The organism is Pseudomonas marginalis, assembly GCF_900105325.1.
Classification (GTDB): Bacteria; Pseudomonadota; Gammaproteobacteria; order Pseudomonadales; family Pseudomonadaceae; genus Aquipseudomonas; species Aquipseudomonas marginalis.
In genome coordinates, this window is sequence record NZ_FNSU01000003.1 from 3,143,950 (window position 1) to 3,165,390 (window position 21,441).

Annotated in this window: 22 protein-coding genes; 10 read left to right on the forward strand and 12 right to left on the reverse strand. The window is 62.1% G+C overall.

The window, feature by feature from the left end:
* Window positions 1-12 precede the first annotated feature (12 nt).
* The 7 genes from BLW22_RS23790 to ffh form a co-directional block, all read right to left on the reverse strand.
* The gene (locus BLW22_RS23790; protein ID WP_027605460.1) at window positions 13-744 is read right to left on the reverse strand and encodes a thioredoxin fold domain-containing protein; all 732 of its coding nucleotides are present in this window, start codon (window positions 742-744) and stop codon (window positions 13-15) included.
* A 142-nt stretch (window positions 745-886) separates the two neighbouring features.
* The gene (gene xerD / locus BLW22_RS23795) at window positions 887-1,783 is read right to left on the reverse strand and encodes a site-specific tyrosine recombinase XerD (protein ID WP_074847566.1); all 897 of its coding nucleotides are present in this window, start codon (window positions 1,781-1,783) and stop codon (window positions 887-889) included.
* A 112-nt stretch (window positions 1,784-1,895) separates the two neighbouring features.
* Entirely contained in the window at window positions 1,896-2,246 is a 351-nt protein-coding gene (gene rplS / locus BLW22_RS23800) for a 50S ribosomal protein L19 (protein WP_003175895.1), read from the reverse strand.
* A gap of 45 nt (window positions 2,247-2,291) precedes the next feature.
* Complete coding sequence (trmD, locus tag BLW22_RS23805) at window positions 2,292-3,065, reverse strand: tRNA (guanosine(37)-N1)-methyltransferase TrmD (protein WP_174562741.1); 774 nt, start codon at window positions 3,063-3,065, stop codon at window positions 2,292-2,294.
* Window positions 3,047-3,583 (reverse strand): ribosome maturation factor RimM, encoded by a 537-nt coding sequence (rimM, locus tag BLW22_RS23810; protein ID WP_027605457.1) that lies wholly within the window; start codon window positions 3,581-3,583, stop codon window positions 3,047-3,049. Before rimM ends, trmD begins: the two co-directional genes overlap by 19 nt.
* A 5-nt stretch (window positions 3,584-3,588) precedes the next feature.
* A complete protein-coding gene (gene rpsP, locus BLW22_RS23815) occupies window positions 3,589-3,840 on the reverse strand; it encodes a 30S ribosomal protein S16 (RefSeq protein ID WP_003238923.1) in 252 nt (83 codons plus the stop codon).
* 250 nt (window positions 3,841-4,090) lie between these two features.
* Window positions 4,091-5,467, reverse strand: coding sequence for a signal recognition particle protein (ffh, locus tag BLW22_RS23820; protein WP_065924831.1), 1,377 nt, complete (start codon window positions 5,465-5,467; stop codon window positions 4,091-4,093).
* Window positions 5,468-5,721: 254 nt separating this feature from the next.
* On the opposite strand from ffh, the gene BLW22_RS23825 reads away from it, so the two are divergent.
* From BLW22_RS23825 to BLW22_RS23835, 3 genes are all read left to right on the forward strand, one after another.
* Window positions 5,722-6,513 (forward strand): cytochrome C assembly family protein, encoded by a 792-nt coding sequence (locus BLW22_RS23825; protein WP_413038082.1) that lies wholly within the window; start codon window positions 5,722-5,724, stop codon window positions 6,511-6,513.
* A 12-nt stretch (window positions 6,514-6,525) separates the two neighbouring features.
* Window positions 6,526-7,764 (forward strand): transporter associated domain-containing protein, encoded by a 1,239-nt coding sequence (locus BLW22_RS23830; protein WP_065924833.1) that lies wholly within the window; start codon window positions 6,526-6,528, stop codon window positions 7,762-7,764.
* Between the two features lie 357 nt (window positions 7,765-8,121).
* Complete coding sequence (locus BLW22_RS23835; RefSeq protein WP_065924834.1) at window positions 8,122-9,432, forward strand: MFS transporter; 1,311 nt, start codon at window positions 8,122-8,124, stop codon at window positions 9,430-9,432.
* 97 nt (window positions 9,433-9,529) lie between these two features.
* On the opposite strand, the gene purT is transcribed toward BLW22_RS23835, so the two are convergent.
* The 5 genes from purT to BLW22_RS23860 all read right to left on the reverse strand — a co-directional run bounded on the left by purT (window position 9,530) and on the right by BLW22_RS23860 (window position 12,786).
* Window positions 9,530-10,711 (reverse strand): formate-dependent phosphoribosylglycinamide formyltransferase, encoded by a 1,182-nt coding sequence (gene purT, locus BLW22_RS23840; RefSeq protein ID WP_074847567.1) that lies wholly within the window; start codon window positions 10,709-10,711, stop codon window positions 9,530-9,532.
* A gap of 69 nt (window positions 10,712-10,780) precedes the next feature.
* A complete protein-coding gene (locus tag BLW22_RS23845; RefSeq protein ID WP_065924836.1) occupies window positions 10,781-11,248 on the reverse strand; it encodes a VUT family protein in 468 nt (155 codons plus the stop codon).
* A gap of 163 nt (window positions 11,249-11,411) precedes the next feature.
* Window positions 11,412-11,627 (reverse strand): DUF1289 domain-containing protein, encoded by a 216-nt coding sequence (locus BLW22_RS23850; RefSeq protein WP_065924837.1) that lies wholly within the window; start codon window positions 11,625-11,627, stop codon window positions 11,412-11,414.
* The gene (locus BLW22_RS23855) at window positions 11,624-12,148 is read right to left on the reverse strand and encodes a gamma carbonic anhydrase family protein (RefSeq protein WP_065924838.1); all 525 of its coding nucleotides are present in this window, start codon (window positions 12,146-12,148) and stop codon (window positions 11,624-11,626) included. The genes BLW22_RS23850 and BLW22_RS23855 overlap by 4 nt, the downstream gene beginning before the upstream one ends.
* A 35-nt stretch (window positions 12,149-12,183) precedes the next feature.
* Complete coding sequence (locus tag BLW22_RS23860; protein ID WP_015885706.1) at window positions 12,184-12,786, reverse strand: CoA pyrophosphatase; 603 nt, start codon at window positions 12,784-12,786, stop codon at window positions 12,184-12,186.
* Window positions 12,787-12,932: 146 nt separating this feature from the next.
* Between BLW22_RS23860 and BLW22_RS23865 the strand changes: the two genes are divergently transcribed.
* The 7 genes from BLW22_RS23865 to nagE all read left to right on the forward strand — a co-directional run bounded on the left by BLW22_RS23865 (window position 12,933) and on the right by nagE (window position 21,440).
* Window positions 12,933-13,484, forward strand: coding sequence for an NUDIX hydrolase (locus tag BLW22_RS23865; protein WP_065924840.1), 552 nt, complete (start codon window positions 12,933-12,935; stop codon window positions 13,482-13,484).
* Window positions 13,485-13,521: 37 nt separating this feature from the next.
* Window positions 13,522-14,025, forward strand: coding sequence for a L,D-transpeptidase family protein (locus BLW22_RS23870; RefSeq protein ID WP_027605448.1), 504 nt, complete (start codon window positions 13,522-13,524; stop codon window positions 14,023-14,025).
* A gap of 262 nt (window positions 14,026-14,287) precedes the next feature.
* Window positions 14,288-15,046, forward strand: coding sequence for a GntR family transcriptional regulator (locus tag BLW22_RS23875; protein ID WP_074847568.1), 759 nt, complete (start codon window positions 14,288-14,290; stop codon window positions 15,044-15,046).
* Window positions 15,047-15,056: 10 nt separating this feature from the next.
* Entirely contained in the window at window positions 15,057-16,163 is a 1,107-nt protein-coding gene (nagA, locus tag BLW22_RS23880; protein WP_074847569.1) for an N-acetylglucosamine-6-phosphate deacetylase, read from the forward strand.
* A complete protein-coding gene (locus BLW22_RS23885) occupies window positions 16,144-17,166 on the forward strand; it encodes an SIS domain-containing protein (RefSeq protein WP_143045158.1) in 1,023 nt (340 codons plus the stop codon). Before nagA ends, BLW22_RS23885 begins: the two co-directional genes overlap by 20 nt.
* 29 nt (window positions 17,167-17,195) lie before the next feature.
* Entirely contained in the window at window positions 17,196-19,706 is a 2,511-nt protein-coding gene (ptsP, locus tag BLW22_RS23890; protein ID WP_074847571.1) for a phosphoenolpyruvate--protein phosphotransferase, read from the forward strand.
* 27 nt (window positions 19,707-19,733) lie between these two features.
* Window positions 19,734-21,440 (forward strand): N-acetylglucosamine-specific PTS transporter subunit IIBC, encoded by a 1,707-nt coding sequence (gene nagE, locus BLW22_RS23895; RefSeq protein ID WP_065924845.1) that lies wholly within the window; start codon window positions 19,734-19,736, stop codon window positions 21,438-21,440.
* Window position 21,441: the final 1 nt, after the last annotated feature.

A 21,441-nucleotide genomic window follows, 5' to 3' on the forward strand; every position in this document is an offset into this window, starting at 1 on the left:
GACGATGCTGGTTTATTTGGCACCCAGCGCCAGTTTGGCAACTTGTGGTGCCGGCTGGTAGCCCGGAATCACCTGGCCGTCAGCCAAAACGATGGCCGGTGTACCGTTGACGCCGATGGACTGGCCCAGGGCAAATTGCTTCGACACCGGGTTGGCGCACTTGGCGGCCTTGATTTCCTTGCCATCGACCATCTTGTCCATGGCCGCTTTCTTGTCGGCCGAGCACCATACGGCCTGCAACTGCTCGTCGCCTGGCGAACCCAGGCCCTGGCGCGGGAACGCTACGTAGCGGACTTCCACACCCAGCTTGTTCAGCGCAGGCACTTCGGCATGCAACTTGTGGCAGTACGGGCAGGTGGTGTCGGTGAACACGGTGATATGGGTCTTGGTCTCGCCGATAGCCGGGTAAACCACGGTTTCAGCCACCGGGATGCCGTTGATCAGCTTGGACACGCCCAGGCGCTCGGCTTTCTCGGTCAGGTTGACCGGCTTGCCGTCCTTGAGCTGGAACAGGTAGCCCTGGACGATGTACTGACCGTCTGCACTGGCGTACAGCACGCGGCTGCCCTTGAGCTTGACTTCATACAGGCCGGCCATGGGGCTGGCACTGATGCTTTCGATCGGGGTGTCGAGTTGCAGGTTGGCCAGGCTCTTGCGGATGGTCTGCTCGGCAGCGTCATCGGCGACGGCAAAGGTGGAAACCAACGCAATGGCTGCGGCGGCAATAATCTGGGTCAAGCGCATGGAAACTCCTGAAGGCAGATGCAGGGACGGGTGCAGGCGCGCCAATACGGAAACACGGGTGCGGGCGGTCCCCTTTGCTAACCGGCAAAGCCTACCACAGTTGGGCCGCAGGGCAGCCCGTGGAGGAATAAATTGGCGCTTTTCAGCCTCGCGGGTGGTGCTTGGCATGCATATCCTGCAAGCGCGCACGCGCCACATGGGTGTAGATCTGGGTGGTGGATAAGTCGCTGTGCCCGAGCAGCATTTGCACCACGCGCAAATCCGCACCGTGGTTGAGCAAATGGGTGGCGAATGCATGGCGCAAAGTGTGGGGCGACAGGCTCTTGCCGATCCCCGCGACCTTGGCCTGGTGTTTGATGCGATGCCAGAACGTCTGGCGGGTCATCTGTTCGCCGCGTTGGCTGGGAAACAGCACATCGCTGGGCCGCCCGCCAAGCAGCTCGCTACGGGCATCGCGCATGTAGCGCTCGACCCACATAATCGCTTCCTCCCCCATCGGCACCAGCCGCTCCTTGCTGCCCTTGCCCATTACCCGCAGCACCCCCTGGCGCAGATTGACTTGCTCCAGAGTCAGGCTGATCAGCTCCGTGACCCGCAGGCCACAGGCATACAACACTTCCAGCATGGCGCGGTCACGCTGGCCGATGGCTTCGCTGAGGTCGGGCGCAGCGAGCAAGGCATCGACGTCGGCTTCCGACAGGGATTTGGGCAAGGGCCTGCCCAGTTGCGGCATATCGATTTGCAGGGTCGGATCGAGGGTAATCAGTTTCTCCCTGAGCAAATAGCGATAAAAGCCACGCACACCGGAGAGAAATCGTGCAGTGGAACGGGGTTTGTAGTTCTGCTCCAGACGCCAGGCCAGGTGATCGAGGATCAGCTCGCGGCCGGCATTGATCAGTTCCAGGTGTTTCTCCTGCAGCCAGCCGTTGAACAGCGCCAGGTCGCTGCGGTAGGCCTGGCGGGTGTTATCTGACAGGCCTTTTTCCAGCCATAGGGCATCGAGGAAACGGTCGATCAGGGGGTGGTCGATGGCGGGCATAGGGACTCGAACAGAAAAATGGCGGAATCAGGTAGATCCTATCCCGGACCTCAAATCGCGGGCACAAAAAAGCAGCCCGTAGGCTGCTTTTTTCTGCATCGGGAAGCTGGACTTAAGCCAGTTTTTCCTTGATGCGAGCTGCTTTACCGGACAGGTCACGCAGGTAGTACAGCTTGGCTTTACGTACGTCACCGCGACGCTTGACGGCCATGCTGTCGATTTGCGGGCTGTAGGTCTGGAAAGTACGCTCTACGCCAACACCGTTGGAGATTTTACGAACAGTGAAAGCACTGTTCACACCACGGTTACGCTTGGCGATTACCACGCCTTCGAACGCTTGCAGACGCGAACGGTCGCCTTCCTTCACTTTCACCTGGACGACAATAGTGTCGCCCGGGGCAAAGGTAGGGATCTCTTTGGTCATCTGCTCTGCTTCGAGTGCAAGGATGATTTTGTTAGTCATGCTGTGCTCCTAAGGTAAGTCAATGGACCTACCATCGATACGTTGTTAACTATCGTCCCGCGCGAGGATGTATTCCTCGAGCAGCTTCTTCTCTTCTCCAGAAAGCGAGCGGCTTTCCAGAAGATCGGCGCGTCGTTCATAGGTCCGACCAAGGGACTGCTGTAAACGCCAACGCCGGATGTGTGCGTGATTGCCACTTAGCAATACGTCGGGAACACGCTGATCCGCATACACCTCCGGTCGGGTGTAGTGCGGGCAATCCAGCAAACCATCCGTGAAGGAATCTTCCTCCGCGGAGTCCGCATGCCCTAAAGCTCCAGGCAGCAGTCGTGTAACCGCATCTATCAGGACCATCGCCGGCAGCTCGCCGCCAGACAGGACATAGTCCCCAATCGACCACTCTTCATCGACATGAGCCTCAATAAAGCGCTCGTCAATGCCTTCATAGCGACCGGCAATCAGGATTAATGCTTCCTCATTCGCCATGTCGCGTACCGCAGCCTGTTTCAGCTGACGGCCTTGAGGGGACAGGTAAATCACCTTCGCCTTCTCCCCGGCAGCAGCCTTGGCCTCAACCAATGCATCTTCCAAGGGCTTGATCTTCATCACCATGCCCGGGCCACCGCCAAATGGGCGATCGTCCACAGTGTGATGTCGATCCGTCGTGTAGTCTCGCGGGTTCCAACAGGTGAGCTGCAACAGCCCCTGTTTCACCGCCCGACTGGTGATGCCGTACTCGCTGATGGCGGAGAACATCTCGGGAAACAAACTGATCACTTCAATGCGCAAATTAGCCACGCTTAGAAGTCCGCGTCCCATTCCACCTTCATCTCGCCCGCCGCCAGGTCGACAGCCAACACGCATTGCTCGGTATAGGGCAACAGGCGTTCGCGATCATCCAGGCTGCCAGCGCAAGGCTTGACCACCATTACATCATTGGCGCCGGTTTCCAGAAGATGATCGATTTTCCCGAACAATTGCCCGAGTTGATCAATAACCTTCAGACCTTCCAACTGGTACCAGTAGTACTCGCCGTCGGTCAATTCAGGGAACAGGTTGCGCGGCACGCAGATCTCATAACCGGCCAGAAGACGAGCTTCTTCACGATCATCAAGACCCTTGAGCTTTGCGACCAGGAACTTATCGCTCCCGCGTCCACTGACCAGCTCGACCTGTTTCACACTACCTTCGCGCTTGAGCGTCCAGGTCTTGTACTGCAACAGGTTTTCAGTCGGATCAGTAAAGGAATACACCTTCACTTCGCCGCGAACGCCATGAACAGAATAAATCTTGCCGATAACGATCAAATCATCAGCAACAGTTGGCGTCGCGTTCATATTGCTCAGGCTGCGGCCTTAGCCGAGTCCTTCAACAACTTGGCAACACGCTCAGACGGTTGTGCACCAACGCTCAGCCAGTAGGCTACGCGCTCTTGGTTCACGGACAGGCGGACTTCTTGACCACGAGCGATCGGGTTGAAGAAACCTACTTGTTCCTTGTGAGAGCCGTCACGTGGGTTGCGGCTGTCAGTTACGGTCAAGTGGTAAAACGGGCGCTTTTTGGAGCCGCCAAGGGCAAGACGGATTGTTAGCATGTGAACATCGTTCCTGTAGTCGGTGCTGCAAATCTAAATGCACAGCGGGCATAGGTGCCCGAAAGGCCGCATATTCTAAGGAATATCCGGACTTTTGCAAATGTCTTTTTCTGGCGCCTATCAGCGGGCCATTCAGATCTGCTAGAGAGCCGTCGGTTAAAACGGCAGGTCAGCCCCCGCCAACGGCGGGTTTGCTGGAGATCCCACATCCCTGTGGGTCGGAGCAGGAGTGAACTCCCGCTCGAATACTTTACATTTTCGGCATGCCGCCGCCGGGCAACATACCGCCCATGCCGCGCATCATCTTGGCCATTCCGCCCTTGGCGGAGAATTTCTTCATCATCTTCTGCATCTGCTTGTGCTGCTTGATCAAGCGCCCGATGTCCTGCACCTGGGTGCCGGAACCCATGGCGATCCGACGCTTGCGCGAACCGCTGATCAGCTCAGGGTCGCGGCGCTCGGCCGGGGTCATGGAGTTGATGATGGCTTCCATCTGCTTGAACTGCTTCTCTGCCGCGCCCTGGGCATTGCCCATTTGCGCCAGGTTCACACCGCCGATGTTCGGCAGCTTGTCCATCAGGCCGCCAAGGCCGCCCATGCTCTTCATTTGTTGCAGTTGGTCGCGGAAGTCTTCGAGGTCGAAGCCCTTGCCCTTCTTCAACTTTTTAGCAAGCTTATCGGCTTTGTCCTTGTCGAGCGTCGCTTCGGCCTGTTCGATCAGGCTGAGCACGTCACCCATGCCGAGGATACGCGAGGCGATACGCTCAGGGTGGAACGGTTCGAGCGCTTCGCTCTTCTCGCCCATACCGATGAACTTGATCGGCTTGCCGGTGATGGCACGCACCGACAGCGCGGCACCGCCACGGGCGTCGCCGTCGACCTTGGTGAGGATCACGCCGGTCAGCGGCAGCGCGTCGCCGAAGGCCTTGGCGGTATTGGCCGCATCCTGGCCGGTCATGGCGTCGACCACGAAAAGCGTCTCGACCGGGTTGATCGCGGCATGCAGCGCCTTGATCTCGCCCATCATCTCTTCATCGATGTGCAGGCGACCGGCGGTATCGACGATGACCACGTCGATGAACTTGAGCCTTGCTTCTTTAATAGCGGCGTTGGCGATGTCGACCGGCTTCTGGCTCAGGTCGGACGGGAAGAAGGTCACGCCCACTTCGCCCGCGAGCATTTCCAGCTGCTTGATGGCCGCCGGACGGTACACGTCGGCCGATACCACCATCACGGACTTCTTCTTGCGCTCTTTAAGGAAGCGCGCCAGCTTGCCGGCGGTGGTGGTCTTGCCCGCACCTTGCAGGCCGGCCATCAACACGACGGCCGGTGGCACGGCACTGAGGTTCAAATCTTCGTTGGCCGCACCCATCAGGCTTTCGAGTTCGGCCTGGACGATCTTCACAAAGGCCTGGCCCGGCGTCAGGCTGCGGGACACTTCAGTGCCCACTGCGCGCTCTTTGACCGAGTTGACGAAGTCCTTCACCACTGGCAAGGCCACGTCGGCTTCCAGCAACGCCATGCGCACTTCGCGCAGGGTGTCTTTAATATTGTCCTCGGTCAGCTTGGCCTTGCCGGTTACATGGCGCAGCGTCTGCGAGAGACGGTCAGTCAAGTTTTCAAACATGCGCGATCCTTTCAGGCCCTAATCATCGAAATGCATTGGTAGACCGAGGTAATGGCAGCCCAGGCTGTGGTAAATCGCTATTAAACACAGCGCTCGACGAGCCTGCGGCGTGGGCAGATCGCGGATTATAGCGAAGACTGCGTCCATGCACACCCGCTGTCTGGTCCGGGAGTCTTTCGTGGAACGCAGGTGTATGCCAAACTCAGCGCCTTTCGGGCTTGTCTATCAGGATTTATGGTCCCTTGTCACCCAGTTTGCTACCCAGCCTCGCCGCCGCACTCCTTTATGCCGCTGCGACCCTCTATCAGGGCACTCGTCTTGCCCAAGGCACCAAGGCGGACAAACGCCTGCTGGTCGGCCTGGGCGTCCTCGCCCTGCTGGCCCACACCGCGAGCCTGTTCACCCACCTGATGACCCCGGTTGGCCTGGGCCTGGACTTTTTCAGCGCCGCCAGCCTGATCGCTGCAGCAGTCATCGCGCTGACATTGCTGGCCTGCTACCGGATCCCCGTCGAGAACCTGCTGGTCCTGCTCTTTCCCCTGGGCGTGCTGACGGTGCTGCTGGCGCAGTTCGCCCCCACCGGCACCGTACAGGTGATTGACGAAGAGCCCGGCATCCTCGCGCATATCCTGTTGTCGATCCTGGCCTATGGCATGTTCACCATCGCGGTGTTCCAGGCCCTGCTCCTGCTGTTGCAGGACCACCAACTCAAGCACAAGCACCCTTCCGGCCTGATCAAGAACTTCCCACCGCTGCAAACCATGGAAAGCCTGCTGTTCGGTTTCCTGTGGGCCGGCTGGACCCTGCTTTCGCTGTCGCTGATCTCCGGCTGGCTGTTCGTCGAAAACCTGTTTGCCCAGCACCTGGTGCACAAGACCCTGCTGGCCTGCCTGGCCTGGATCGTGTTCAGCGTGCTGCTGTGGGGCCGCAACCGCCTCGGCTGGCGCGGGCATAAAGCGATCCGCTGGACCCTGGCCGGTTTCTGCCTGCTGATGCTGGCCTATTTCGGCAGCAAGCTGGTTCGCGAATACATCCTGCATATCTGACGGGCAGCAATCATGGACAACTTGCCCCTGGGGCCGATGCTCGCGGTAATCGCCTTGCTGGTGTTATGGGCCGGGCTGTTTACCGCCATCGAAGCCGCACAACAGCACCTGCTGGCCCTGCGCCCCGGCACTCGCCAGGGAGACAAAGCGGCCGCCCGCCTGAATTTCCCGCGTCACAGCCTGATCCTGTGCAACAGCCTGTGTCGCGCCGCCGTGGTGATTCTCTGCACCCTGCTGGCGATCTATGCTTGGGCACAGAACGGCCCTTGGCTCGGCTGGCTGATGTCCTGTGCACTCCTGCTGGTGCTGGCCGACTACCTGCCGCGCGCCCTGGCCACCCGTTATCCGCAAGCGATCCTGGGCTTTGGCAATACGCTGCTGGGCGTACCGCTGAAAATCCTCTATCCCCTGGCCTGGCTGCTCAACGGCATCAGCCTGCTGTTATTGCGCCCGTTTGCGCGCAAATCCGGGGTGGTTAAAAAGAGCGATGAACCGCTACCCGACCACGATGACGAACCCGAGCCTGATGCCGACGCCGACCGCACCCCCGGCATGCCTGGCATCCACGCGCTGGACAACATCACGGTCAATGACATCCTGGTGCCACGCAGTGAAGTGGACGGCATCAACCTCGACGACTCGATTGAAGACATCATCGAACAACTGCGCACCTCCCCGCGCACCCGCCTGCCGGTGTTCCACAGTGATATCAACCAGGTCCAGGCCGTGCTCAATACCCGCCAGGTCCAGCACCTGCTGCCCGATGCCAGCCTGACCAAGGACGCATTGCTCGCCGCCTGCCACGAACCCTACTTCGTCCCGGAAAGCACCCCACTGCAACTGCAACTGCTGAACTTCCACAAACAGCAGCGGCGCCTGGGCATGGTCGTGGATGAGTACGGCGAAGTGCTGGGCATCGTCACCCTGGAAGACATCCTCGAAGAAATCGTCGGTGAATTCGAAAGTGAGCAAAGCACCGACAACCCGCACATCGAAGCCCAGACGGACGGCCGCTACATCATTGATGGCGCCGCCTCGATCCGCGAACTGAACAAGAGCCTGGGCTGGCACCTGCCCAGCGACGGCCCAAAGACCCTCAACGGCCTGGTGACCGAAGCGCTGGAAACCATTCCGGATTGCGCGGTGTGCCTTAAGATCGGGCGCTATCGCCTGGAAATCCTCGAGACCGAAGACAACCGCGTAGCGAAAGTGCTGATCTGGCACACCAGCCGAGTGCCTGTCGCCGCGTAGCTCTCCTGACAAACCAAAATCCAATGTGGGAGGGGGCTTGCTCCCGATAGCGGTGTGCCATTCACTGCATTCGGGGACTGACCCACTGCCATCGGGAGCAAGCCCCCTCCCACATTTGGATTTGCAGCGTGTCAGCCCCTTGTTGGATCCACACACCCCTTCCTATAATCCCTGCGGCTTACCCAAGCCCCGCCCGACCGCGTGCTACCCGCACTCCGCGCGTCCAGGCTCCGCTGCATCGTGTCTGACCGGTGTTCGCTCCCATCCCGAGCCGCCCCGCGCACTACCCTGATCCAAGGGGGTTCGACCCAATAATAATCCGCGTCCAAACGCGCAACGACTGTCAGGGATAACTCAATGAGCACCACCTATAACGAGGCTGCGACCGCCGCCCCGACCAACTCGACTGCACGAGTCGCCACCGCGAGCATCGTCGGCACCGCCATCGAGTTCTACGACTTCTATATTTACGCCACCGCCGCAGCCCTGGTGATCGGCCCGGTGTTCTTCCCGCAGACCTCCGGCACTGCGCAGATGCTGGCGTCATTCCTGACCTTTGGCATCGCCTTTATCGCGCGTCCGCTGGGCTCGGCATTGTTTGGCCACTTTGGCGACCGTATCGGCCGAAAATCCACGCTGGTGGCCTCGTTGCTGCTAATGGGCGTGTGCACCACGCTGATCGGTTTGCTGCCCGGCTATGACAGCATCGGGGCCTGGGCGCCGATCCTGTTGTGCGTGCTGCGTTTCGGCCAGGGCCTTGGGTTGGGCGGGGAATGGGGCGGCGCCGCCTTGCTGGCCACCGAGAACGCGCCCAAAGGCAAACGCGCCTGGTTCGGCATGTTTCCGCAACTGGGCCCCTCCATCGGGTTCCTGGCCGCCAACGGCCTGTTCCTGATCCTGGCCATGAGCCTCAACGACGAGCAGTTCCGCAGTTGGGGCTGGCGTATTCCGTTCATCCTCAGCGCGGCGCTGGTGATGGTCGGCCTGTATGCACGCTTGAAACTGCACGAAACTCCGGTGTTCGCCAACGCCGTGGCCAAGGAAAAGCCGGTGAAAGTGCCGCTGGTGGAGTTATTCAGCCAGCATTGGCTGCCGGTGCTGCTGGGCGCCGCGTCGATGGTGGTGTGCTACGCGCTGTTTTACATCACCACTGCGTTTTCCCTGAGCTACGGCGTGTCGACCTTGGGCTACAGCCGCGAGACATTCCTTGGGCTGCTGTGCTTTGCCGTATTGTTCATGGGCCTTGCCACGCCTTTGGCCGCCTTGGCCAGTGATCGCTACGGACGCAGGCCGGTGCTGATCGTCGGCGCAATCCTGGCGATCCTGTCCGGCTTCACCATGGAGCCCCTGCTGACCCACGGTTCGACCTGGGCCGTGGCATTGTTCCTGGCGCTGGAGCTGTTCCTGATGGGCGTAACCTTCGCGCCGATGGGCGCCATGCTGCCGGAACTGTTCCCGACCCGCGTGCGTTATACCGGTGCTTCGGCAGCGTATAACCTGGGTGGGATTGTGGGCGCTTCGGCTGCACCGTTCTTCGCGACCAAGCTGGTGGCGATGGGTGGGCTGAGTTATGTCGGTGGGTATGTGTCGGCGGCAGCGTTGCTCAGCTTGATTGCTGTGCTGTGCCTGAAAGAGACGCGGGATAACGATTTGAACAAGGTCGTCTGATAAACAGCTATCGGGAGCAAGCCCCCTCCCACATTTTGACCGCATTTCTACTGGAACAATGCGATCAAAATGTGGAAGGGGGCTTGCTCCCGATGCTTTAAAGCTCTACCACAACCGCCTGGGAAGCACGGGTCGCCTTGGCCCGAGCCGCTTCAATCGATTCATCCCGCCCCAACGCCACGCCCATGCGGCGCTGGCCATTCACTTCTGGCTTACCAAACAGACGCAACGCCGTGTCCGGCTCGCTCAGTGCAGCGCCGAGGTTGGCAAACGCGGTCTGGGTCGACTGCCCTTCCACTAGAATCACCGCCGACGCCGAAGGCCCGAACTGACGGATCAACGGGATTGGCAAGCCCAGGATGGCACGCGCATGCAGGGCAAACTGCGACAGGTCCTGGGAAATCAACGTCACCAAACCCGTGTCGTGCGGGCGTGGCGACACTTCGCTGAACCACACCTGATCACCCTTGATGAACAGTTCCACGCCAAACAGACCACGGCCACCCAAGGCTTCGGTCACGGCTTTGGCGACGCGCTCGGACTCTGCCAGCGCAACCGGGCTCATGGCCTGTGGCTGCCAGGATTCCTGATAGTCGCCTTTCTCCTGACGGTGGCCGACCGGCGCGCAGAAGGTGGTGCCGCCGATGTGGCGCACGGTCAGGAGGGTGATTTCGTAGTCGAAGTCGATAAAACCTTCGATGATCACTCGGCCCTTGCCTGCACGTCCGCCTTCCTGGGCGTAATCCCAGGCTTTGCGCACGTCGTCAGCGCTGCGCAGCAGGCTCTGGCCCTTGCCCGACGAACTCATCACCGGCTTGACCACGCAGGGGAAACCCAGGTCCTGGACGGCCTTGCTGTAGTCCTCGAAGGTGTCGGCGAAATGGTACGGCGAGGTCGGCAGGTCCAGTTCTTCGGCGGCCAGGCGACGGATGCCTTCACGGTTCATGGTCAGCGACGTGGCGCGCGCAGTCGGGATCACGGTGAAGCCTTCGGCTTCCAGCTCAACCAGCGTCGCGGTGGCGATGGCTTCGATTTCCGGCACGATGAAGTGCGGTTTTTCCGCTTCGATCACCGCACGCAGGGCGGCGCCGTCGAGCATGTTGATCACATGGCTGCGATGGGCAACCTGCATGGCCGGCGCATTGGCGTAGCGATCCACGGCAATCACTTCAACGCCCAGGCGTTGCAGTTCAATCACCACTTCCTTGCCCAGCTCACCGCAGCCACACAGCAAAACGCGGGTCGCGGTTGGCGACAATGGAGTTCCGATTCGGGTCATCTCAGGTCCTCAGGGGAGCGGATCATGGGGAGAAAGGCCGGCATTTTACATGAACTGTAAAAATTGGCCTCAGTTGGCGACGGCCCGCTTGCGGATGCGCCAGGCCATGATCAGCCACACCGCCGTGACCCCGGCGAACTTCGACGCCAAGGCGGTGCCCACCACGGCAGGGGTGAGCGCACCGATCAGGCCGAAGAAGATAAAGGTATCAAGGGGAATGCTGAGCGCCGAACTTATCCACAGGCGGTCGTGGAGCGGGCGCTTGGTGATGCTGAACACCAGCCAGTCAATGCATTCCGACACCGCGAATGCCGTGGCGCTGGCCAGGGCGATGGACGGGTCCGAAGTGATATACGACAACACCAGCGCCGCCAGCATGGCGATGATCGCCCCGTGGCCGAAGCGGGTTTGCACCATGTCGCGCAGAATAAACACCAGGCCGCCCCAGGCCGACCAGATGACGTCCAGGTGCGGGGCAGTGGAGAAGGCGAAGTTGATCAGCACGACGCTGCTGATGTAGGCGATCAGGAAGAGCATGGGGCGAGGGACCTGTGAACAAGGGGCACAGGGTACTTCACATTTTGAAATATGTCGTCTGGGAGGGCCTCATCGGGGACAAGCCCCCCTCCCACATGTTGACCGCATTCTTACAGATCAAACGCGGTCAAGTGTGGGAGGGGCTTGCCCCGATGGCGGTCTATCAGGCACCGGATTTCCCAGAAACCATAAACACCAACCCACTCGCCACCGCCCGCTCATGGCACAACCCCAACACCACCCGGCGCTCGGCGTTGTCCATGCGGCTCCAACGCGTAATCTCATCCACGGTGCGCTGGCAGCCGGTGCAGATATCGTCATCGTCCAGCGCACAAATGCTCACGCACGGCGAGGCGACGGGGCGTTCAATCGGGTTCATTCTTCCTGCTCAACCAGGTCCCGCGCGTAACGCTGGGCGTTATGCACATAGTGCGCGGCGCTGGCTTCCAGCATCCGCTTCTGTGCGTCGGTCAACTCACGCACGACTTTGCCCGGCGAGCCCATCACCAGGGAGCCATCGGGAATTTCCTTGCCTTCGCCGATCAACGCGTTGGCGCCGATGATGCAGTGCTTGCCGATCTTGGCGCCGTTGAGGATCACCGCGTTGATACCGATCAGGCTGTAATCGTCGACCGTGCAGCCATGCAGCATGGCGTTATGGCCGATGGTCACGCCGGTGCCCAGGGTCAGCGGGTAGCCCATATCGGTGTGCATCACGCTGCCGTCCTGGACGTTGCTGTTCTTGCCGATCAGGATCAGCTCGTTGTCGCCACGCAGCACCGCGTTGAACCAGACGTTGGCGCCCTCCTCCAGCTTGACCTTGCCCACCAGCGTGGCATTCGGCGCCACCCAGCTGTGTGGATGGGTCTCGACGCGGGCATCGCCCAGGCGGTATTTCATGCTGTTCCCTCACGGCTGGCCGTTCAAACGACGGCTTAGGTATTGATGAAGCTCTTGGGCGGCTGGTGCAGGCTTATCTGGGCGTCGTCATAAAGCAGATTGATCAACTCGACGATCATGATTGCCGTCAGGCCCCAGATCTTGTATTCGCCGAAGCGATAACTGGGCACGTACCAACTGCGACCCTGGTAATCGATTCGGTGGGTATGTTCGCGTGGATCCTGTCGGAAAAAGTCCAGGGGAACGCTGAAGACGGCAGCGATTTCAGCATCGTTGGCCAGATACTCGACGTAGTCGGGGATCACCCCCACATAGGGCGTGACCCGGATGCCGTGCAGGGAGATCAGCGGGCTCAGTGGGCCGATGACTTCCACCAGGCCGGGGGGCAGGCCGATTTCTTCTTCGGCTTCACGCAGGGCGGTGAAGATCAGGTCCGGGTCTTCGGGGTCGCGGCGCCCGCCGGGAAAGGCCACTTCGCCACCATGGGTCGACAGGCCGCTGGCGCGCAGGGTCAGGATCAGCTCAGGTTCGTCACTGCGGGTAATCGGCACCAGCACCGCGGCCTCGGGGAAGCGCCCGTCGGTTTCCAGCGTGTGGGGGGTGTGATTGCTTACCCGGCGAAGTAGCTCGTCCAGCATGAGTCATCTCGGTCTGTTGGCTACCTTGCATCATGCACCAAAGCGTGCGGGTGCCCAACCCCAAAACCCGGCAGGTGTCGCTAAACGACAACTTGCAGGCCCCCGCCCGCCACGCCAAGATAGGCGCACTTTCCAGGAACCCCAGCATGAATTTCTGTAGCCAGTGCGGTAAACCGGTGACCCAACGCATTCCCGAAGGCGACGGGCGCCTGCGTTTTGTGTGTGATCACTGCTCCACCATCCACTATCAGAACCCCAATATCGTCGCCGGTACCGTGCCAGTGTGGGGCGATAAAGTGCTGCTGTGCCGTCGTGCCATCGAGCCGCGCCTGGGTTACTGGACCCTGCCCGCCGGTTTTATGGAAAACGGCGAGACCGTCGAACAGGCCGCCACGCGCGAAACCCTGGAGGAAGCCTGCGCCCGCGTGCGCAACCTGGCGATCTATACGCTGATCGACGTGCCGCATATCAGCCAGGTGCATATCTTCTACCGCGCCGAACTGGTCGACCTGGACTTCGCCGCCGGCCCCGAAAGCCTCGAAGTGCAGCTGTTCGACGAGGCGGACATCCCTTGGTCCGAGCTGGCTTTCCGCACGGTCGGGCGTACCCTAGAATACTTTTTCGCCGACCGCCGCCAGCAGTCCTTCCCGGTGCGCAGCGAAGCCGTGCCACCTCTTTCTTCAAAGCCCGCCCAATAACCATTCGGCAGCTCGTCGCCACAGGGATACCGTTTTAATGCGTTGGTTGCTTGCTCTGATCTGCCTGTCGTTCGCCACGCTTTCGCCGGCCTCTACCGTGGAAACCCTGGGCGGCAAGACGGTCGAAAAAGTCCTGGTGCTCAAGTCCGCCCACCAATTGCAGTTGATCAACGACGGCAAGCCCCTCAAGACCTATCGGATTTCCCTGGGCAAAAACCCCAAGGGCCACAAGCTGATCGAGGGCGACCGCCGCACCCCGGAAGGCCTGTACTGGATCGACTGGCGCAAGACCAGCGACCGCTACTACCTGTCCATGCACATCTCCTACCCGAATATCAGCGATGCCGCCCGCGCCCGCCGCGAAGGGGTGAAGCCCGGCAGCATGATCATGATCCACGGCACGCCCGACACCGAAGAGTACCCGGAGCAGTGGTTCCACACCCTGGACTGGACCGACGGCTGCATCGGTATGCGCAACGTCGACATGCGCGAAGTCTGGAACCTGGTCAAGGACGGCACGCTGATCGAGATCCGCCCGTAAATCTTCGACCGTTCGTAATTTAATTAAAAATATTTCCCTCCCCCTCCCACGCCTGCCGGTGAATACCAGTTCACCGCGCGGGCTGCGCACTTCTGCGCGCGATAAAGACCTCTCTAATACCACTTGATACCGGGCACCATTAAGGCGCCCTGAAACCGGTACTCGCACCGTTTTGGCAGCATTGACATGGTATTTAAGTGGTATTAGCTTCCGGCCAATACCGGGCGACAACACTCCAATAACCGCATCGGAAACCTCATAGATGAACCCCATCCTGACGCTGCGTCCCGACGACAAACAATCCACGCCGCTGTACCTGCAATTGGCCCGCAACCTGGAAGCGGCGATCCATGCCGGCCAGTGGAAATCCGAACAGGCCCTGCCCTCGGAGCGCGCCCTCAGCGAACAGCTGAGCATTTCGCGGGTGACCGCCCGTAAAGCGCTGGAAGTGTTGTTCTCCCAAGGCCTGATCCGCCGCAGCCAGGGTTCCGGCACCTTTATCACGCCACGCCTGGAGCAGCCGCTGTCACGCCTGTCGGGCTTCAGCGAAATGTTGCGCCTCAAAGGCTTCGTGCCCAGCTCCCAATGGCTGGAGCGCGACATCACGCCGCCGACCCACGAAGAGCTGATACGCCTGTGCCTGTCGCCCACCGACAAAGTGGCGCGCCTCAAACGCCTGCGCAAAGCCGATGACACAGTGATGGCCATCGAGATGACCGCCATGCCCGCCTCGGTGCTGCCGCAGCCGCAAGCCATCGGCAATTCGTTGTACGAATACCTCGAAAGCATCGGCAAGCCCATCGTGCGCGCCCTGCAACACATCCAGGCGATCAATGCCTCGGACGAGTTCGCCAGACTGGTGGGCATCGCCCCCGGCACCGCCATGCTGCTGATGACCCGGGTCGGCTACACCGCCGACAACACGCCGATCGAAATCACCGACACCTACTGCCGCAACGACTACTACGACTTTGTCGCAGAGCTTCGCCGTTATGACTTTGCCGCCGAGTTGCGGCCTTAGAGAACTGCCCATGTCCGAAGACAATATCCTCACGCCCCACGGCTGGATGCGCGGCCGCCTGGTGCACCAGCACGGCAAGGTCATCGCCATCGAGGGCGAACCTTGCGACCCGGCTGAAAACGACTTGCCCTACCTGCTGCCGGGTTTTATCGACCTGCACGTCCACGGCGGCGGCGGTAAAGACATCATGGAAGGCGCCGACGCTTTCGAGACCATCACCCGCACCCACGTGCGCTTTGGTACCACCTCGCTGCTGGCCACCACCATGACTGCACCGGTGGAGGAAATCTCCAGCGTGCTCGGCCAACTCGGCGGCTTTTGCGAGCAACGTCCTAGCGGCAGCGCCCGCGTACTCGGCGTGCACTTGGAAGGCCCTTACATCAACCCAGGCAAACTCGGCGCCCAACCCAACTTCGCCCACACCGCGCTGATGGCGGAAGTGGAAACCTACCTGCGCCTGGCGCCGATCCGCGTGATCACCATCGCGCCGGAAATCGCCGGCCACGATGCGTTGATCCGCGCCCTCAGCGAGCGCGGCGTGCGCATGCAGATCGGCCACACCCTGGGCAGCTATGAAGAAGGCGTCGCCGCCCTCGCCGCCGGCGCCACCAGCTTTACCCATTTGTACAACGCCATGAGCCCGTTGCATCACCGTGAGCCGGGCATCGTCGGCGCCGCGCTGGCCCACGCCAAGTACGCAGAATTGATTCCGGACCTGCTGCATGTGCACCCCGGTGCCATGCGCGTAGCCCTGCGGGCGATCCCGTGCCTGTATTGCGTCACCGATTCCACCGCCGCCGCCGGCATGCCCGATGGCGAATACAAGCTGGGCAGCCACACCGTGACCAAATGCCTAGGCGGTGTACGCCTGGCCGACGGCACCCTGGCCGGCAGTACGCTGACCATGGACCAGGCGCTGCGCAACCTGGTGAAGATCGGCCTGCCGATCAGCGAAGCCTCACAACGCCTGTCGCAATTTCCTGCGGATTACCTGGGCCTGGAAGAACGCGGCCGCCTGCAACCGGGCAGCTTTGCCGACTGCGTACGCCTGGACCGCTCCCTGCACCTCACCGACGTCATGGTCGAAGGAGAAACCATTGTCTTCAAAAATGCTTGAAGAGGCCTTGGCCTCCGCTGACGCCGTCGCGGCACAACTGCAACGCCTGGGCCCACTGCTGGAAGAAGTCGCCGGCCGCCTGCGCCGCCAGCCGCCGCAGGTGGCGATGACCATTGCGCGGGGCAGCTCGGACCACGCCGCCAGCTACTTCGCCTACCTGGCCATGCAGCATGTCGGCATCCCGGTGGCGTCGTTGCCGATGTCGGTGGTGACCTTGTTGCAAGCACCCATGAAAGTCAGCGGCCAGGTAGCGTTCGGTTTCTCCCAGTCGGGGCAAAGCCCGGACCTGGTCAACAGCTTGCGCCTGCTGCGCAAGCGTGGCGCCTTGAGCATCTCGCTGGTCAACGCCGAAGACTCGCCGCTGGAAGCCGCCTGCGAATTCCATGTACCCCTGTGCGCCGGGCCGGAACTCAGCGTGGCCGCGACCAAGAGCTTTATCGCCACCCTCAGCGCCAGCGCGCTGTTGATCGGCCACTGGAACCAGGAGCCCGACTTGCTGCAAGCCTGCCAGGCCCTGCCCGAAGGCCTGCGTGAAGCCGCCGGGCAGGACTGGACGCCCGCCATCGAGGCGCTGCGCGGCTGCCAGCAACTGATGGTGATCGGCCGTGGCGCCGGGTTTGCCATCGCCCAGGAAGCCGCGCTCAAACTCAAGGAAACCTCGGCGATCCAGGCCGAAGCCTTCAGCAGCGCCGAGGTACGCCACGGGCCGATGGCCTTGATCGGCGCGGACTACCCGCTGCTGGTCTTCGCACCACGGGGTGCCGAGCAAGCCGGCTTGTTGAGCCTGGCCGCCGATATGCGCCAACGCGGTGCCCGCGTGCTGCTCGTAGCACCGGACGATATCGCCGAACGCGACTTGACCCTGAGCCGCGCCGAACACCCGAGCCTGGACCCGATCCTGGCGATCCAGAGTTTCTATGTCATGGCGGCCGGCCTGTCCGTCGCCCGAGGCATGGACCCGGACCAGCCGCGCCACCTGAGCAAAGTTACCCGCACTCACTGAGTCGCGCTTTCCTGATGAGTACCGTGCCCATGCCCAACAACAATAATGAACTGACCCTCAACGCCCCCCTCAGCGGGCCGTTACTGGCCCTGGGCAACGTGCCTGACGACGTGTTCGCCAGCGGCGCCCTGGGCGACGGCATGGCGATCGACCCGCTCAACGATTGCCTGCATGCGCCGTGCGATGGCGTGGTCATCCACGTCGCCCGCACCGGCCACGCCTTGACGATACGCGCCGACAACGGCGCCGAAGTGTTGCTGCACATCGGCATCGACACGGTCGAATTGAACGGCGAAGGGTTTGCCCTGCTGGTCAAGGAAGGCGCCCGGGTCAGCAATGGCCAGGCGCTGGTGCGCTTTGACCTGGACCGTATTGCCCGCCAGTGCAAAAGCCTGGTCAGCCTGATCATCCTCACCAATGGCGAACACTTTGAAATGCGCCCGCTGGCCGCGAAAACCGTCAAGCAGGGCGACCCCTTGGTGCAGGTTGTGCCGCGTGCGAACGCAGCGCAGCAAACGGCTGTGGATTACGCCGTCGCCGAAGCCAGCGCCAGCGTGCACGTGACGCACCGTGGCGGCCTGCACGCACGGCCGGCGGCGTTGATTCGCAAGACCGCCCAGGGTTTCAGCAGCCAGGCGCAGGTGCACTTCGGCGCCAGGTCGGCCGCCTGCGACAGCCTGATCGGTCTGATGGGGCTGGGCATTGGCGAAGGCGACGAGGTGCGCGTGACCTGTCGCGGCAAGGACGCCGAAGCCGCGCTGCAGGCGCTGGTCGCGGCCTTGTCCGCCGCCGTCAAGGCTGAACCCCACGCACCGGTCGTCGCCATGCCGCGCCGGGCAACCACGGAAGTTGATGTGTTGCAGGGCGTGTGCGCGGCACCGGGACTGGTCTGCGGGCCGTTGTTTCGGCTGGCGGGTATCGAGTTGCCGTCGGACCCCGGCCATCACGTCACTGACGAACAACTGCAACGCCTGGACGCAGCCCTGGAGCAGGTGCGCGGTGAAATCCGCAGCACCCTGGACCAGGCTCGCCAACGCAAGGCCGTCGAAGAAGAAGAGATCTTCGCCGCCCACCTGGCCCTGCTCGAAGACCCCACCCTGCTGGACGCCGCCACCGAAGCTATCGAACACGGCAGCGCCGCCACCCATGCCTGGCGTGATGCGATCCAGGCGCAGTGCGCGGTATTGCTGGCCCTGGGCAAGCCGCTGTTCGCCGAACGCGCCAACGACCTGCGCGACCTGCAACAACGGGTCCTGCGCGCACTGTTGGGTGAAGCCTGGCATTTCGAATTGCCTGCGGGAGCGATTGTCAGCGCCCATGAACTGACCCCTTCGGATTTGCTGCAACTGAGCGCGCAACAGGCTGCCGGGATCTGCATGGCCGAAGGTGGCGCCACGTCCCATGTCGCCATCCTGGCGCGGGGCAAAGGCTTGCCATGTGTCGTCGCGTTGGGCGCTGAGGTGCTCGATGTGCCGCACGGCCAGCGCGTGGTGCTCGACGCCGGCAACGGCCGCCTGGAACTGGCCCCCAGCGAGGCGCGTCATGCCGAAGTCCACCGGATCCGCGACGCGCAGATACTGCGTCGCCGGCAGCAACAGGCCCAGGCCCAACAACCGGCGCAAACCCGCGATGGCGTGAACATCGAAGTGGCCGCCAATGTCGCCTCCAGCGCCGAGGCCCAGGTGGCCTTTGAAAATGGCGCTGACGGCGTCGGCCTGCTGCGCACCGAATTCCTCTTCGTCGACCGCCGCACGGCGCCGGATGAACAGGAGCAGCGCCAAGCCTATCAAGCTGTGATGGATGCTATGGGCGACAAGTCGGTGATCATCCGCACCATCGATGTGGGCGGCGACAAACAACTCGACTACCTGCCGCTGCCCGTCGAGGCCAACCCGGTCTTGGGCCTGCGCGGTATTCGCCTGGCGCAGGTACGCCCGCAGCTGCTGGATCAGCAACTGCGTGCGCTGCTGCAAGTGTGCCCCTTGGAGCGCTGCCGCATCCTGCTGCCGATGGTCAGCGAAGTCGACGAACTGCTGCACATTCGCCAACGCCTGGATCAATTGTGCGCCGAGCTGGAACTGACCCAGCGCCCGGAGCTGGGGGTGATGATCGAAGTGCCCGCCGCCGCGCTGATGGCCGAGCAGTTGGCCGAGCACGCGGACTTCTTATCCATCGGCACCAATGACCTGTCCCAGTACACCCTGGCGATGGACCGCGACCACGCCGGCCTGGCTGCGCGGGTCGATGCGCTGCATCCGGCATTGCTGCGGCTGATCGCCCAGACCTGCGCCGGCGCGGCCAGGCATGGCCGCTGGGTCGGTGTCTGCGGGGCCTTGGCCAGCGACCCGCTGGCCACGCCGGTACTGGTCGGCCTGGGGGTCAGCGAGCTGTCGGTCAGCCCGCCGCAGATCGGCGAAATCAAGGACCGCGTCCGCCACCTGGAAGCGGCGCAATGCCGGCAACTGAGCCTCGGCCTGCTCGACCTGAGCAGCGCCAGGGCGGTTCGCCAAGCCTGTCAACACCACTGGCCGCTGAGCTGACAACAACAAGAAAAAAGGAGACACGCCATGTACCAACACTTTATTGAAGGCCTGCAACGCCTGGGCCGTGCGCTGATGCTGCCGATCGCGATCTTGCCGATCGCCGGTCTCTTGCTGCGCCTGGGCGACACCGACTTGCTCAACATCGCGGTGATGCACGATGCCGGGCAGGCGATCTTCGCCAACCTGGCGCTGATCTTCGCCATCGGTATTGCCGTGGGTTTTGCCCGTGACAATAACGGCACCGCTGGCCTGGCCGGGGCAATTGGTTACCTGGTGATGATCTCCACGCTCAAGGTGATGGACACTACCATCAACATGGGCATGCTCGCCGGTATCGCCAGCGGCTTGATGGCCGGTGCGCTGTATAACCGCTTCAAGGACATCAAGCTGCCGGAGTACCTGGCGTTCTTCGGCGGGCGGCGGTTTGTGCCGATTGTCACCGGGTTTTCAGCGGTGGCGCTGGGGGTGATTTTTGGCTTGATCTGGCCGCCGATCCAGCACGGGATCAACAGCTTCGGCGTATTGCTGATGGAAAGCGGCAGCCTCGGCGCGTTCGTGTTTGGCGTGTTCAACCGCCTGCTGATCGTCACCGGCCTGCACCATATCCTCAACAACATGGCGTGGTTTGTGTTCGGCAGTTTCACCGACCCGCTGACCGGTGCGGTGGTCACTGGCGACCTGACCCGCTACTTCGCCGGCGACCCCAAGGGCGGCCAGTTCATGACGGGGATGTTCCCGGTGATGCTGTTCGGCCTGCCCGCTGCCTGCCTGGCGATGTACCGCAACGCCCTGCCGGAGCGGCGCAAAGTCATGGGCGGGATCTTCCTGTCGATGGCGCTGACCTCCTTCCTGACCGGCGTGACCGAACCCATCGAATTCGCGTTCATGTTCCTCGCGCCGTTCCTTTACCTGCTGCACGCGCTGCTCACAGGCCTGTCGATGGCCGTCACCAATCTGCTGAACATCCACCTGGGCTTTACCTTCTCCGGTGGGTTTATCGACATGGTGCTGGGCTGGGGCAAGTCCACCAATGGCTGGCTGATGGTGCCGGTGGGCCTGGCCTATGCCGTGATCTACTACAGCGTGTTCAGCTACTGCATCCGTCGCTTCAACCTCAAGACACCGGGCCGGGAAGATATCCAGGCCGCCCCGACCGAAGTCATGACCGACCATCAACGGGCCAGCGCCTACATCCGTGCGCTGGGCGGCGCTGACAACCTGCTGAGTGTCGGCGCGTGCACCACACGCCTGCGCCTGGACATGGTCGATCGCAACAAGGCCGTGGATGCAGAGCTCAAAGCCCTGGGCGCGATGGCCGTGGTGCGCCCCGGTAACGGCGGCAGCTTGCAGGTGGTGGTGGGCCCGCTGGCGGACAGCATTGCCGACGAGATTCGCTTGGCCATGCCCACGTCCGGCCAGCCATCGTCGCCCTCGGCCCCCGCTCAACCCGAGGCCGGCGCTGTCACCCCGCCACACGCCGAACAATGGCTGAATGCACTGGGCGGTGCGCGTAATGTGTTGCAGTTGGAGTGCGTGGCCATGAGCCGCATTCGCTTGAAGCTGGCTGATGACCAAGCGCTGTCCGAGCAGCAGCTCACAGCCTTGGGTTGCCAGGGAATCCGCCAGCTCGACGACGGCATCTGGCACTTGCTGGTGGGTGAATCGGCCCAGGGCTTGAGCAGCGCGCTCAAGGCCCTGGCCAACCGTGATCCGGTGCACACCAGCGCCTGAC